Source organism: Campylobacter mucosalis (assembly GCF_013372205.1).
GTDB lineage: Bacteria > Campylobacterota > Campylobacteria > Campylobacterales > Campylobacteraceae > Campylobacter_A > Campylobacter_A mucosalis.
In genome coordinates, this window is the sequence record NZ_CP053831.1 from 610686 (window position 1) to 625086 (window position 14401).

Genomic DNA, 14401 nt, shown 5'->3' on the forward strand with positions numbered 1-14401 from the left:
ACAAATAGTATATCTAGTAGAAATTTAACCAAACTTCATTATAAGTCTACTTAGAACTACGCGTAAAATAGCACCAAAAATCCACCAAGTCTTAAAAATTAAACTTATTACTTCATCGCTTCATCAACAGCCTGACAAATAGTATGTATGCAAAGAATATGCATCTCTTGGATGCGTGGTGTATCATTTGTAGGCATTACTAAATTTAGCTCACACATCTCATTCATCGCTCCGCCACCTTTGCCTGAAAGTCCTAGTGTTTTTACACCTAGTTTTTTAGCCACTTCTATGGCATTTAGGACGTTTTTACTATTGCCACTAGTTGAGATAGCTACAAGCAAGTCGCCATTTCTTGCAAGGGCTTGTGTTTGACGAGAAAAGACTAGGTCATATCCGTAGTCGTTACCAATAGCTGTAAGTGCTGATGTATCGGTGGTAAGGGCGATAGCAGGAAGCCCCGGTCGTTCGGTTTTATATCTGCCGGTTAGCTCGGCTGCAAAGTGCTGGGCGTCAGCGGCTGAGCCACCATTGCCACAGATTAAAATTTTACCACCATTTTTTAGGGTATCTACCACCATCTCACACGCCTTTTGCAGGTCGCTTGAAATTTCGCCCATTTTTTGGGCTGTTTGTATGTGAGCGTTTAGCTCGTTAGCTATTAAATTTTGCATTTTCTATCCTATTTATTACGTTTGTTGTGCTTTTGCCCTCTACAAACTCAACCAGTCTAACGTCAGGCACGATATCGCTGCCAACCACGTGTTTGCCCTCGTAATCAGCACCTTTTACGAGTATGTCAGGGCGAAGTTTTGTGATTAAATCTAGCGGTGTATCCTCATCAAAAATCACGACATAATCAACAAAACCAAGCGAACTAAGCATTATGGCTCTATCAGTTTGCGAATTTATCGGTCTAGCATCGCCTTTTAGCCGTTTAACAGAGGCGTCTGAGTTTAAGCCAACTACTAAAATATCGCCAAAATCACGTGCTTTTGAGAGATATTTAACGTGTCCGACGTGTAAGATATCAAAGCAACCATTTGTAAAAACTAGCTTTTTTTCGCCCCTGCGAGATAGAATTTCAAGCGTTTGCTCGGCTGTTTTAATCTTATGCTCAAAATCAGCATTCGCACGGCTTCTTAAAAGCTCTTCAATCTCGCTAAACGTAGCAGTTGCTGAGCCGATTTTTGCCACGACTACGGCAGCGGCTAGGTTTGCCGTTTTTATGGCGTCTTTTATATCGGCTTTTTTAGCTAACATAAAGCCAAGCGTAGCTAAAACCGTATCTCCAGCACCAGTTACATCAAAGACCTCTTTGCCCTCGGCTGGGAAAATTTCTAGCTCATCTTTAAAAAGTGCAATGCCTTCTTCTGAGAGAGTAATTAGCGAAAATTCCAGCTCTATCTCGTTTTTTAGCCATTTTATGGCACTTAGCAGATTTTCTTTGCTACTAATCTTTATGCCAGTCGCCTGGCTTGCCTCTTTTTTGTTTGGCGTTAGAAGCGTCGCACCTTTGTATTTTGAGTAATCACTCCCCTTTGGGTCAATTAAAACCGCTATATTTAGGGCTTTGCACGCTTTTATAATACTTTGACAAACGTCATTTGTAAGCACACCTTTGCCGTAATCGCTTAGCAAAACAACGCTAAAATCTGCTAAATTTTTAATGATATTTTGTATAAATTCACTCTCGCACTTTATCTTGTCCGTGCTTTCTTTGTCAATCCTGACAACTTGCTGGTGAGTTGCCATTACACGGCTTTTTAGCGAACTTTCTCTGCCGTTTTCGTTTAAAATAAGCGAAGTGTTTGCACCCAAATTTTCTAAATTTTGGCGTATTTTTTTACCAGTATCATCATCGCCTAAAACACTAGCTACGCTTACTTTTGCTCCAAGCGAGATTAGGTTACAAACCACGTTACCAGCACCACCAAGTCTGTGTGTTTCATCATTAATCTTAACAACTTGCACGGGGGCTTCTGGTGAAATTCTATCACAACTGCCCCAAACATAGTGATCAAGCATCAGATCGCCAACGACTAAAATTTTCACGTTTTTATCCATTTAACTCTTCTTTAAAAATTCTTTTTATCTCCGGTGCATAATCTCTTATGCCATCCTCCAAGCTCCACTTGCTTTCATAGCCAAGTGCCGATTTTGTCGGTGCTATGTCGGCCTCTGTGTGAAACTGATATGAGCCAACAAATGGGTTTTTGATATACTCATTGCCATAATTCGTGCCAAGCTCACGCTGTAAGATATCAGCGATCTCTTGAAAGCTTCTTGCCGTGCCGGTGCCTACGTTATAGACGCCACTTTTTGCGTTTATGGCTAGAAAATTTGCGTTAATTATATCTTTTATATAGACAAAATCGCGTTTTATCTGATCGCTGTTTTCAAAAAGTCGTGGAGCTTTGCCACTTAAAATTTGAAGTCCAAATTGAAGCACCATTGAGGCTGTTTTATTTTTGAAAAACTCGCCCTTGCCATAGACGTTAAAATACCTAAGTCCTACTACGCTAGAGCCGTTATTTGCGTATTTTGCGGCGATTTTATCCATTGCTAATTTTGAAAATCCATAGACGTTGTTTGGATTTTCACACTCGCCCACTTTTTGCGGACTTTTTGCGTTGCCATATGTCGCACCTGAGCTTGCGTAGATCATTTTTGCACCAAGGTTTTTTGAAATTTCAAGCAAATTTACAAAGGCATTTACGTTTGTTCTTATGACTTCATCTTGCTCTTTAACGGTCGTATCTGATATCGCTGCTTCGTGAAAAATCACGTTTGGAGCGAAATTTTCTATCTTTTTAAGGGTGCGTTTTTCGTTTATGTCGCCCTCAAAAATTTCGCCACTAAAACCTAGTAAATTTTTAAAATGTCCAAAACTTTTTAAGTTGCCATTGCTAAACGTTTCATCGTTTCTAAATTTATCAACGACTAAGACCTCGCATTTTTTAAAATTTTCATCAAAATAGTGCGCAAGTGCCGAGCCGACAAAACCAGCACCGCCAGTGATAACTATACGTTTTTTCATAAAATTTTACCTCTCTTTAACCAATCTAAAACATCGCTGACGTTTTTAAAATTTTCTCCGTCAAGTAAGAAACTAAGTCCGATTTTAGCGGTATTTGCAGCGTCAATGTCGCTTTGCTTATCGCCTATCATAATTGAGCTTTTTAAATCCACGTTTAGCTCTTTTTGTGCGTTTAAAATCATACCAGCACGTGGCTTTCTACACTCACAATTCTCTTCTGGTGCGTGTTGGCAAAAATAGACTTTTGCAATTTTTACGCCGTTTTTGCTAAATTCGTTTAACATAAACTCATTTAACTCTAAAAACTGCTCTAACGTGTAGTAGCCTCGTCCAATACCAGATTGATTTGTAACGATGATGATAGTGTAGCCAAACTCGCTAAATTCACGCAAGGCTGTAAAAATGCCATCACGAAATTTAAAATCGCTAATCTTATAAACGTAGCCAAAATCCTCGTTTATCACGCCATCTCTATCTAAAAATAGTGCTTTGATTTGTTTCATAAAAAAATTATAGCTAAATTTATCTTTTTTATATTATAATACAAAAATATTTTTTAAAAAGGATAAAAAATGAAAAAAATTCTTGTTCTTTCAGGCGTTGTTGCAGCTCTTGCAACTGGTGCTTTTGCAGCTGATGGTGCTACGATTTATAAAAAATGCGTTGCCTGTCACGGACCTAAAGCTGAGAAAGTTTTTAACAACAAAGTTCCAGCGCTTAACACTTTGGCTAAGGATGATGTAGTGGCTGCAATTAAGGGATATAAGACTGGTGCAAATAAATATGGTATGGGTGCGATGATGAAACCGATTGCAAATCCATTAAGCGATGATGATATCAACGCAGTTGCTGATTATATCCAAACACTAAAATAATACTAGGGCGGATTTTCCGCCCATTTTTTATACCTTATCGAAACATTTTCCGCTTTTTTCTCTTTTGAAATTCTATTTTTTAGACTATTTTTTTATTAAAGATGATAAAATCAATTTATAAAAATTTATTAAAGGATTTTTTATGAATGGACAAAAAGGCGGGATTTTATCTCTCTATTTTAGGATAAATTTGCTTTTAAGGATACTTATAGGGCTCATTCTTGGTGCTATTTTTGGTATGATTTTTGAAAATTCTCAGAGTTTTATTGAGATACTAACTCCATTTGGGGAGCTTTTTGTAAGGCTTCTTAAAATGATTATGGTACCAGTGATTGTATGTACTTTGATAGTTGGCACTAGTTCAATATCGCCATCTCATCTTGGCAGGGTTGGCATTAAGATTATAGTTTTTTATCTTTTTACTTCGCTGTTTGCTATCATCATTGGTCTTTTTGTGGGTAATGTTTTAGAGCCTGGCGTTGGCTTAGAACTTGCAAAAGATGTAACTGGAGTAGCAAAACAAGCAGAAGCACCATCTTTGGTTAAAATTTTGCTTGATATTATCCCTACAAATCCATTTGGCTCGATAGCAAAAGGTGATGTGCTTCCTATTATATGTTTTTGTATATTTTTTGGCATTGCTCTAGCATTTTGCAGAGATAGCAAAGATGAAAATGTAAAAAATGCAGCAGATGTTATGTTTTTGTTTTTTGAGGGCATGAGTAGTGTTATGTTTAAGATAGTTGGTTGGGTTATGCAGTATGCACCTATTGGCGTTTTTGCACTTATTTTTATAGTTTTTTCAAAAAATGGTGCTCAGGCATTTGGTCCGTTGGCTAATGTAACGATAAGTGTTTATGTCGGACTTTTGCTTCAGGTTGTATGTGTATATTGTGTAATTTGTCTATTTTTAAAACTTAGCCCGTTTGTATTTTTAAAAAAGGTAAGACCACCGATGGTAACGGCATTTGTTACACGTTCATCTGGTGCTACTATACCAGTTTCTATGCAAACATTAGAAAAAAGTATGGGAGTTCCTAGAAGTATTTTTGGTTTTACGATACCTGTTGGTGCTACGATAAATATGGACGGAACTACCATATATCTTGGTGTGTGTGCTATATTTATAGCAAATGTTGTCGGTGCTCCGCTTGATTTTTCAGCTCAGCTTACCATAGTTCTTACGGCAGTTTTGGCGTCTATTGGCACAGCAGGTGTGCCTGGTGCTGGTGCTATTATGCTACTTATGGTGCTTGAGTCGGTTGGTTTAAAAGTTGAGGGGGCTGTTGCCATAGCGTATGGTATGATACTTGGTATTGACGCTATACTTGATATGGGCAGAACGTCTATGAATGTTGTAGGCGATGTTATTGGCTCTGTTGCTGTCGCAAAGAGCGAGAAAGAACTAAACGAAAAGGTGTGGAATAGCTAATGAAAACGATAGGAATTTTAGGAGGTATGGGACCTCAGGCGACTATTGATTTGTATCAAAAGATTGTGAGTTTAACTCCAGCAAGCTCTGATCAAGAGCATTTACACGTTGTGATAGATAGTTACTCGCAGATTGAAGATAGGACGAAATTTATAATGGGCGAGGGCGTGAGTCCTTTGCCAAAACTTGTAGAGGCTGCAAATAGGCTAAAAAACGCTGGTTGTGACGCGATTATTATATCTTGCAATACGGCTCACTTCTTTGCACCGCAAATAGAAGAGCAAACTGGGGTTAAAATTTTATATATATCAAAAATCGCTGTAGACGCCGTCCAAAGAGAGTATCCTAATGCAAAAAATGTAGCAGTTATAGCTACAAGTGGCACAAAAAAGGGCGAGGTATATGATAGAATTTTGCGTGAAAGGGGCTTAAATAGCGTATCGTTTACAAATGCCCAGCAGGAAGCCTTGATGGATTGCATTTATAAAGGAGTCAAGGCTGGTAAGACAGATGAGTATGTGGGGCTGTTTAATAAAACGATAGCTAGTATAGAGGCTGACGTTTATATCGCGGCTTGCACTGAAATTCCGCTACTTTTGCCAACTCTTGATAAGCCGTATAAATTTATAGATGCTACCCTTGAACTGGCAAAATATGCTGTAAATTACGCTTTAGAGAGATAAATTTGTTGTGCGGACGCGATTAGTCCGCACTTTACAGGGCTTTACCTATCTTGCACAAAAGGGCTTCGTGAACTAGAATTTTAGCCATAGCCTGATCCTCTTCTACTAGGTGGAAATTTTTGTTTAAATTTTCAAAAAGCTCTTTTTCTTTGTAGCTGTTTAGTTTTACGATTGTTTGTATGTTTGGATTTCGTTGGGCTAAATTTTGAGTGATAAGCTCTAATTTTTGCTCGTTGCTTACGGTTATAATGACAGCTGAGGCAACATCGATGCAGGAATTTTCATAGGTGCTTTTGTGTAAGACATTGCCTAAAAATACATTTTCCCCACGGCTAAGTCCAAGCTCGACTAAATTTATATCGCTTTCTAAAACAAGATATGGTAGTTTTTTCTCCTTTAGTCTTAGCACAACCTCTTGTCCTAGAGTGCCATAACCAAATACAACGATATGATTTTTGATTTTTTGCGGTTTAATCTCGCTAAAGGCGACTAGTGGTTCTTCTTTTTGTACTAAATTTGCAATCGCATATAGATTTTTAAGTATAAAAGGTGTGATAAACATCGATATAACCGACACTGCGATTAAAATTTGAGCCGTTTTGGCATCTAGTAAGCCCCTGCTACCTAGTAGAGCAAAAACCGCCAGTGCAAATTCTCCGATTTGGCACAAGCTAAGAGCAGTTTTTATAGAGACTCTCCTGCTTAAATAGGTAATAAGAAGCATAAAAATAACAAGAATTTTTATGCTCATCGCACCAATTAGTAATGACACAATTATAAAGAGATTTTCATAGATTAGCGTTGTATTTATCTGCATACCAACGCTTATGAAAAATAGACCTAAAAGCAGATCTCTAAATGGTATAAGATCGGCTTCTATGCGGTGTTTGTATTCTGTTTCTGCCATTAACATACCTGCTAAAAACGCACCAAGCGAGTATGAAAAGCCAAAAATATGAGATAGTGTGCTAGAGCCGATAACTAAAAAGAGTATTGTCGCTATGAAAATTTCATCTGAGTTTGTTTGGATAACCTTGTAAAAGACGAAATTTATAACATATTTGCCAAGCAAAAACAGCAAGACAATCAGTAAAACAGCACCACCTATCGTCTTTAAAAGAAGGCTTGAAACCGACGCGTCTGCTGAGCTAAATATATCTATCATCAGCAAAATTGGTATCACGGCTATATCTTGAAAAAGAAGTATCCCAAGTGCTTTTCTCCCGTAAATTTTAGTTATATCGCCACTATCGTTTAGGGTTTTTAGTACGATAGCAGTTGAGCTTAGTGCTAGTGCAAGACCTACGATGAGTGCCACTTCATCTTTTAAATTTAGGGCGTAACCAACCATAATGGCTAGAAAAAACCCAGATGCTAAAACTTGAATTCCGCCGTTAAAAAACACCTCTTTTTTCATACTCATAAGGTGCTTAAAGCTAAATTCAAGCCCTATTGTAAACATCAAAAAAACTATGCCAAATTCGGCGATGTGATCTAGCTCTTGATTGGCTTTGTAGTAGAAAAAATCCGCGATTACAACGCCTGTAACGATATATCCGATAATCGTAGGGATGTTAAATTTTTTAAAAATGATATTTAACGCGATACTTAGAGAAATCGTAAGCAAAAAGGCTATAAGAAATGTTTCCATTGTTACTTTTCTTCGTAAAATATTAGGTCAAAATTTGCCTTTCTCTTTACAAGAGATTTTTTGCTTGGTATGTCGCCGTTGCTGTTTTTGCCAACTTGTTCTTGCAGTTTGGCTATGAGCGACTGGGCTTCGTCTAATTTATCTTTAAGCTGTAAAATCACATCAACTCCTGCTAAATTTACACCAAGATCACGCGTCAGACGCAGTATCATCTTTACTTTATCGACATCGTGCTGAGAGTAAAGTCTCATACGCCCGTCAGTGCGAGATGGCTCTATAAGCCCCTCTCGCTCGTATTGGCGTAGCGTTTGAGGGTGTATGTTTAGCACCTTGGCTACAACGCTAATTAAAAATAGTGGTTCGTGATAGTTTTGCATTTTTACTCCGGAAGTTGTTTTAAAAGTTCTACTAGTTTTGGATCTAGCTCATCTAAATTTGGTAAAAGAACTCTTGTTTTTAGATACAAATCGCCATATATTCCGCTTTTTCTGTTTTGCACACCATAGCCTTTAAGTCTTATTTTTGTGCCAGTTTTTGAATTTGGTGCAATCTTTATCGTGACATCTTTTTTAAATGTTTTAACATCAAATTTTCCACCAAAAAGCATTGTTTTTAAGGGTATCAAGGCGTCTTTTATAAGGTCATCTCCGTCCCTTTCATACTCATTGCTAGGCTCTATGCTTACTGTTAGTATGAGATCTCCAGTCTGACCCATCATACTTTTGCCTTTGCCTTTTATTCTTAGTTTTTCTGCATTGTTTATACCGGCTGGAATTTTTACCTTTATGCTCTTGCCGTCATAATTTATATTATGCTCTCCGCCTAAAACAGCCACATCAAAAGGTATGCTTATTTTGGCATTTATGTCTAAATCTGGTGTGCCAAATCCGTCAAATCCACCTCTAAATCCTCCAGAAAAACCACCACTGCTAAAACCGCTACCAAAGATATTTTTTAAAATTTCATTTAAATCGCCCATATTTGCCGAGCCTCTAGCAAAATCGTGGAAATTTTGTCCACCAAACATACTATCGCCGTATTGATCGTATTGGGCTCGTTTTTTCTCATCGCTTAAAATTTCATAGGCTGCATTTATCTCTTTAAATTTATCCTCAGCACCTGGGTCTTTATTGACATCTGGGTGGTATTTTCTAGCTAGTCTCCTATAAGCTTTTTTAATCTCATCAGCCGAAGCAGACTTTGAAACACCGAGTGTTTCATATAAACTCTCACTCATTTTATGTATCCTTTTTTATACGTATTGTATCATAAAACTTTAGTCTTGACAAGTCAAGCTTGATACAATTTGATTATAAAATTTTGAGTGAAATTTATAGTAGAGCCAAAATTTTATTGGCTCGGTTTTTAAAATTTTGTTATGAAACTATCTTCAAAAAGGTAGTTTTGGACGTTGTTTTCTATATACCTTGCAAGTTCTCCAAAAGCGATAAAGCTAACCAAATGGTCATTTATACCAAAAACATCTGAGTAGTAATGCACTCTAACAAGCACCGATAATATGCGGTTATTTTCATCAAATTCAACAAAGGCATTGTCAAGATTTGCCAAGCTTTTATACATACTTTTTATCTCAGAAATCATAGGCAAATACCCAGCCATAGTCTGATTTAGCGTGGTTTTATACATTTTGACATCGTGATTTTTGGCTTTTGCGTGAGCGATAAATGCTTTTGCTATTTTATCGTTGCTTGAGTCGTAATTTGATAGGTAGTGATTTACGGCGCCACTAATATTTAGTGAAGCGCCACCAAAAATATCTGACATAAATTCATCAAAAATTATGCGGTTATTATAATATGATGATTTTGTTGTTATATTTTGGTCTAAAAAGTGCTTTGTGATTGACGGGTATGATGAGCTAGATATCTGTTGTTCTGGCGTGATAGGTTGTAAGCAACCACCAAAAAGTAGGGCAAATATCAGTAAAAAATAGAGTTTTTTCATACTTTTCTTTCTAATGTTTTATAAAAGCAACTTTCGGTGCAAAAAGCACCGAAAATTTTAAAATTTATATTTTAAACCAGCGCTTAGGTTAAACCCGTCGCTTAGGTATATTTTTGTGCCGTCAGTGTAAGCACTGTCGCTTATTTTACTATATCCAGCCTTTATACCAACTGCAAAATTTGGTGTGAAGTTATAATCAAGTCCAACTTCTGCTTCGAAACCTTTTGGTTTGTATTTTAACTCAGAGCTTGAGCCGGTGCCTAGATTGTAAGTATCACGATCCTTTGCCCAAGTTCCAGTATAAAGAGCTGCTTGATAATAAACTCCAGCATTAAGGCTTAACTTGTCTGTTAAAAGATTATCTTTTTGATACTCTACGCCACCCTTGTAATACAAGCTACCAGTGCTATCAAATAGTTCGTATGAGCCAGAAGTTACTTGTTTATCACTAAATTTCATATATCTATAGCCAATACCGGCTGGTAAGATTTTAAATGCTCCCATACCTTCTGTGTCGCCAAACTGCCAACCAAAAACACCTTCCATATCATAAAATTTCATACCTTTGTTGTCTTGGTATTTTAATTTTAGATTTGAAACAAAGCCCATCTCTTTTGGATTAACCTTAAACGCTAACTCATAAAAAGGTGCCTTTTTGCTATCATTATTTGCTGATATGTCTTTGGAATTTTGCACACCGCCAAAGAAGCTAAGTTCACTAGCATTAGCACCGCTAACACATAAAGCTACCGCCGTAGCAACAGAGAAAACCTTTGTAAATTTCATAAGAAACTCCTTTTGAGTATTGATATTTATTTACCATAGAAAAATTTACTATAGCAAATTGAAAAAGCATTTTAATCAAAATATCCTTACAAAAAACTTTTACTATGGGAAATATTAAATTGCTAGAACTACCAAAGATAACAACGCAAGAGGATGACACTGAGTTTTTAAAATTTATATCATCAAATGTAAAAAATATCAGGCTTAAAAAGGGCAAATCACAGCTAGAAACTGCGCTTAGTATAGGGCAAAAATCACAAGGTGCTTACGCCTGTATGGAAAATAACACAAACAACAAGCACTTTAATTTGGTTCATCTTTTTAAGCTCAGCAAGTTTTTTGATGTTGATATCAGAGAATTTTTTGATAAGAGTTGAAATTTACCCTACAAGATAAAATTATTAAATTTTCGTTATAAACTAGGCTTTATAATTTTAAAAATTTTACTTTTCAAGGATAAAAATGAAAAAAATAGTTTCTATTTCGGTTTTAACATCAAGTTTGCTATTTTCAGCACAGATAAATTTTGATGAGGCTAACTCTGAAATTTCAAGAGTATCGCCACTAAATAATGCAAATGAAAATGCCGTTTTGTCATATCACGACTCTATTGCTGTTGCAAAAAAGGCGGTTGTAAATATATCTAGCACAAGGACAACCAAAACAAGAGGCAACTACGATGAATTTTTTAACGATCCATTTTTTAAAGAATTTTTTGGATTTAATTTTGGAGTGCCCCAAGAAAGACAAAAAAGTAGCTCTCTTGGCTCAGGAGTAATCATATCAAAAGATGGATATATCATAACAAACAACCACGTTATAGAAGATAGCGATATGATAACCGTCGTGCTTTCTGGCTCACAAAAGGAGTATAAAGCCAAAGTTATTGGGACGGATTCAAAAACGGATTTGGCTGTTATAAAAATTGAGGCAAATAGTCTAACCCCTATTAAACTAGCTGACTCGTCAAAAGTGCTAGAGGGCGATGTAGTTTTTGCTATAGGCAATCCATTTGGTGTTGGCTCTAGTATTACAAGAGGCATTATATCTGGACTTAATAAAAACAACATAGGACTAAATCAATATGAGAATTTTATACAAACTGACGCCTCGATAAATCCTGGAAATTCTGGCGGAGCATTAGTTGATAGTCGTGGAGCATTGGTGGGGATAAATACTGCTATTTTATCTCGTGGTGGCGATAGTAGCGGTATAGGCTTTGCAATACCTTCAAATATGGTAAAGGATATCGCTAAAAAGCTCATAAGCGACGGCAAAATAGAGCGTGGATATTTGGGTGTGATGATATCTGATCTAACAGAGGAGCAAAAAGAGCTTTATCAAAATAAAGTTGGAGCTTTAATAAGTAGTGTAGAAAAGGGCTTCCCTGCTGATATGGCTGGACTAAAAAGAGGGGATTTGATAGTAAAAATAAACGAGCACGACATAAAAGGTGCTAGTGATATGAAAAATTTCATAGGCTCTCTAACGCCAAATCAAGAGATAGAGGTGTTGTTTGAGCGTGGAGGCAAGGTTAATAAGATAAAAGTAAAACTCGCAAACGTAAATATAGACGCAAAATCAAGCAAGGCTGAAACAAGTATAGATGGGCTTGGTATAACAAATTTAAGTGATGAAATAAGAATGAGATATAAGATAGCAAAAGAGCTTACAGGCGTATTTGTAACAGAGGTCAAAGACGGCTCTAGTGCCCAAGAATACGGCTTTGAACAAGGAGATGTTATCATTCAGGTTGCTGATGATAATATTAGCGATGTGCAGAGTTTTGTAAAAGCAATTAATGCAAAAAAAGGTAAAAAGCTAGTTTGGGTAAGTCGTAGAGGTGTGATACAAGGGCTTGTGATAAGGTAAAATAATGGCGTTTTTAAAAGCAGTTTTGGTGGGTAAGGCACAGGATTATGGCTCGTATACTAGTGCCATTTTTAAAGTGGCTCAAAGTGGTGAAATTTACGCAAATAAGCTTGGTTTTATAGGTGATGAGGTGGCTGATACCATTCATCACGGCGGAGAGCAAAAGGCTATTTTTGCTAATTCGTATCAAAACTATCCACGTTGGGAGGAGTTCTTGTCGCTTAAGAATTTGCCATTTGGAGCAATGGGCGAAAATTTAACCATAGATGGACTAGATGAAAATAGCGTTTGTGTTGGCGATATCCATAAAGTTGGTAGTTTAATTATCCAGGTATCACAGCCAAGAAAGCCTTGCTCTAAATTATCAAAGCGTTGGAATAATGCAAATATGAGTGGTGAAATTTTTAAAACCGGACTTAGCGGTTGGTATTATAGAGTGCTAGAAGAGGGTAGTTGTAAGGCCGGAGATGAGATTAAAATTTTACAAAAAGATAGCGTTGGTTTATCAGTAATGCAGTTAAACCAGCTATTTTTTGCACCAAATGAGAATTTAGATACACTAGATAAGCTTTTACGCGTAGATACGTTGGCTGGAAACTGGGTTGATGACATTAAAAAGCGTATCGGTGGTAGTTATGATGCTAGTTATATGAACTAACTAGCATCAAATTTTTGCATTATTGACTGCGATAAGGCGTGGTTTTCACATTGGATTAGTAGCAGATCCGCGCCTTCAAACACAAAAGAGCCAGTTGGTTTTATATACTCGTTTTTACGCTTTACAAGAAGGATTAGAAATTCTGTCGGTAGCTCTAGCTCGGCTAGTGTTTTGCCTATCATTTTTGAATTTTCTTGCAAGGTGTATTGCCTTAGAGCGTAGGTCAAAATAGGCGAGTTCTTGCTCTCATCTTCCATAACGTCATCTTCAATGACTTTAAGCTTTTTAGCACTATATCCTAGAGTTGTGCCTTGTGTTAAGAGAGATATTAAAACCATAAAAAATATGATGTTAAAGATAATCTCGGGGTGTGATACACCACTTTGATATGTGTATGTTGCAAGGACGATAGGCACGACACCTCTAAGTCCGACCCACGATACAAATATCTTTTCGTTAAGGCTAAATTTTGAAAACATAAGAGAGGCAAACACTCCAAGTGGTCTAGCCACAAACATAAGCCAAATAGCAAGACAACAAGCTATAAGTGCGATATTTGGGAGTTGTGATGGAAACACAAGTAGTCCAAGCGTGATAAACACGACTATTTGCATAGTCCAAGCGATACCGTCGTGAAAACCGATTAAATTTTTCTTATGTGTAAATTCCTTTTTATTTATGAAAATTCCAGCTATATAAACGGCTAAATAGCCATTGCCACCAGCTTTGTAGCAAAGTGTGTATAAAAGCAGTATCCACGCCATAGAAAAAACCGGATAAAGTCCCCAGCTTTTTAGCCTTAGTTTATTAAATATGATAGGCAGTGCTGTACCAAAAACGTATCCCATAGCTATACCAAGTCCAAACTGAATAAACAACGTGCTAAAAATTTCAGATATCACAAGCCCCTTTGAGAGCGATATCATCTGTATGATTGTAAGTGTTAAAAAGATCGCCATAGGGTCGTTTGAGCCAGATTCAAATTCTATAAGCGGTGCTAGGTTATTTTTTAGATTCATATTTTTTGCTCTAAGTATAGCAAATACTGCTGCTGCGTCCGTTGATGATATTATGGCACCTAGTAAAAATGCCTCCTCCCAGCTAAAATCAAGCAGATATTTAGCCACTGGAGCAACCGCTAGAGCTGTTAAGCACACTCCGACGGTGGCTAGGATAAGGCTTCTTGAAAATACGGGCTTTATGGCTGAAAATTTCGTATCAAGCCCACCGGCATAGAGGATAAAAATAAGTGCTAGCATACCGACATTTTGGGCTACGACCTGATCGTTAAAATATACCCCAATTAGCCCGTCAGAGCCAGCAAGCATACCAACACCTAAAAACACGAGTAGCGATGGTATACTAAATCTATCAGTAGTCTTGCTAAGCACTATGCTAAATAGAAGCAAAACCGAGAAAAATAGTAAGAAATTTTCTATCAT

Annotated in this window: 16 protein-coding genes; 6 read left to right on the top strand and 10 right to left on the bottom strand. The window is 37.1% G+C overall.

The features are described from left to right. Positions 1–107: 107 nt before the first annotated feature. From gmhA to gmhB, 4 genes are read right to left on the bottom strand one after another with little or no spacing between them, the layout of a single operon-like run. Positions 108–671, bottom strand: a complete 564-nt coding sequence (gene gmhA, locus CMCT_RS03205) for a D-sedoheptulose 7-phosphate isomerase (protein ID WP_176325008.1) — start codon at positions 669–671, stop codon at positions 108–110. After that, a complete protein-coding gene (gene rfaE1 / locus CMCT_RS03210; RefSeq protein WP_034967577.1) occupies positions 652–2064 on the bottom strand; it encodes a D-glycero-beta-D-manno-heptose-7-phosphate kinase in 1413 nt (470 codons plus the stop codon). Before rfaE1 ends, gmhA begins: the two co-directional genes overlap by 20 nt. Beyond that, positions 2057–3037 carry an ADP-glyceromanno-heptose 6-epimerase gene (gene rfaD / locus CMCT_RS03215; protein ID WP_034967574.1) on the bottom strand — a complete coding sequence of 327 codons (981 nt, stop codon included), beginning with the start codon at positions 3035–3037 and terminating at the stop codon, positions 2057–2059. The genes rfaE1 and rfaD overlap by 8 nt, the downstream gene beginning before the upstream one ends. Further along, the gene (gmhB, locus tag CMCT_RS03220) at positions 3034–3540 is read right to left on the bottom strand and encodes a D-glycero-beta-D-manno-heptose 1,7-bisphosphate 7-phosphatase (protein ID WP_034967571.1); all 507 of its coding nucleotides are present in this window, start codon (positions 3538–3540) and stop codon (positions 3034–3036) included. Before gmhB ends, rfaD begins: the two co-directional genes overlap by 4 nt. A 69-nt stretch (positions 3541–3609) precedes the next feature. Between gmhB and CMCT_RS03225 the strand changes: the two genes are divergently transcribed. From CMCT_RS03225 to cuyB, 3 genes are all read left to right on the top strand, one after another. Further along, on the top strand, positions 3610–3912 hold the full coding sequence (locus tag CMCT_RS03225) for a c-type cytochrome (RefSeq protein WP_034967569.1): 303 nt from the start codon (positions 3610–3612) through the stop codon (positions 3910–3912). Between the two features lie 142 nt (positions 3913–4054). Further along, positions 4055–5344: a dicarboxylate/amino acid:cation symporter gene (locus tag CMCT_RS03230; RefSeq protein WP_034967567.1), complete on the top strand. Its 1290-nt coding sequence runs from the start codon at positions 4055–4057 to the stop codon at positions 5342–5344. Then, positions 5344–6027 (top strand): cysteate racemase, encoded by a 684-nt coding sequence (gene cuyB / locus CMCT_RS03235; protein ID WP_034967564.1) that lies wholly within the window; start codon positions 5344–5346, stop codon positions 6025–6027. Before CMCT_RS03230 ends, cuyB begins: the two co-directional genes overlap by 1 nt. A gap of 31 nt (positions 6028–6058) precedes the next feature. Here cuyB and CMCT_RS03240 read toward each other — a convergent pair whose 3' ends face one another. The 5 genes from CMCT_RS03240 to CMCT_RS03260 all read right to left on the bottom strand — a co-directional run bounded on the left by CMCT_RS03240 (position 6059) and on the right by CMCT_RS03260 (position 10429). Continuing rightward, entirely contained in the window at positions 6059–7678 is a 1620-nt protein-coding gene (locus tag CMCT_RS03240; protein ID WP_034967562.1) for a cation:proton antiporter, read from the bottom strand. Between the two features lie 2 nt (positions 7679–7680). Then, positions 7681–8055, bottom strand: a complete 375-nt coding sequence (locus tag CMCT_RS03245) for a heat shock protein transcriptional repressor HspR (RefSeq protein WP_034967560.1) — start codon at positions 8053–8055, stop codon at positions 7681–7683. A gap of 2 nt (positions 8056–8057) precedes the next feature. After that, positions 8058–8915 (bottom strand): DnaJ family protein, encoded by an 858-nt coding sequence (locus tag CMCT_RS03250; protein ID WP_034967557.1) that lies wholly within the window; start codon positions 8913–8915, stop codon positions 8058–8060. A 128-nt stretch (positions 8916–9043) separates the two neighbouring features. Continuing rightward, entirely contained in the window at positions 9044–9643 is a 600-nt protein-coding gene (locus CMCT_RS03255; RefSeq protein WP_034967554.1) for a hypothetical protein, read from the bottom strand. 57 nt (positions 9644–9700) lie between these two features. Further along, positions 9701–10429, bottom strand: a complete 729-nt coding sequence (locus tag CMCT_RS03260) for a porin family protein (RefSeq protein ID WP_034967552.1) — start codon at positions 10427–10429, stop codon at positions 9701–9703. A 104-nt stretch (positions 10430–10533) separates the two neighbouring features. Between CMCT_RS03260 and CMCT_RS03265 the strand changes: the two genes are divergently transcribed. From CMCT_RS03265 to CMCT_RS03275, 3 genes are all read left to right on the top strand, one after another. After that, positions 10534–10806 (top strand): helix-turn-helix domain-containing protein, encoded by a 273-nt coding sequence (locus CMCT_RS03265; protein WP_244948661.1) that lies wholly within the window; start codon positions 10534–10536, stop codon positions 10804–10806. 85 nt (positions 10807–10891) lie between these two features. Beyond that, positions 10892–12301 (top strand): Do family serine endopeptidase, encoded by a 1410-nt coding sequence (locus CMCT_RS03270; RefSeq protein WP_176325009.1) that lies wholly within the window; start codon positions 10892–10894, stop codon positions 12299–12301. 4 nt (positions 12302–12305) lie between these two features. After that, positions 12306–12959, top strand: a complete 654-nt coding sequence (locus CMCT_RS03275; RefSeq protein WP_034967550.1) for an MOSC domain-containing protein — start codon at positions 12306–12308, stop codon at positions 12957–12959. Here CMCT_RS03275 and CMCT_RS03280 read toward each other — a convergent pair. Continuing rightward, on the bottom strand, positions 12956–14398 hold the full coding sequence (locus CMCT_RS03280; RefSeq protein WP_176325130.1) for a potassium/proton antiporter: 1443 nt from the start codon (positions 14396–14398) through the stop codon (positions 12956–12958). The genes CMCT_RS03275 and CMCT_RS03280 overlap by 4 nt on opposite strands. Positions 14399–14401 lie beyond the last annotated feature (3 nt).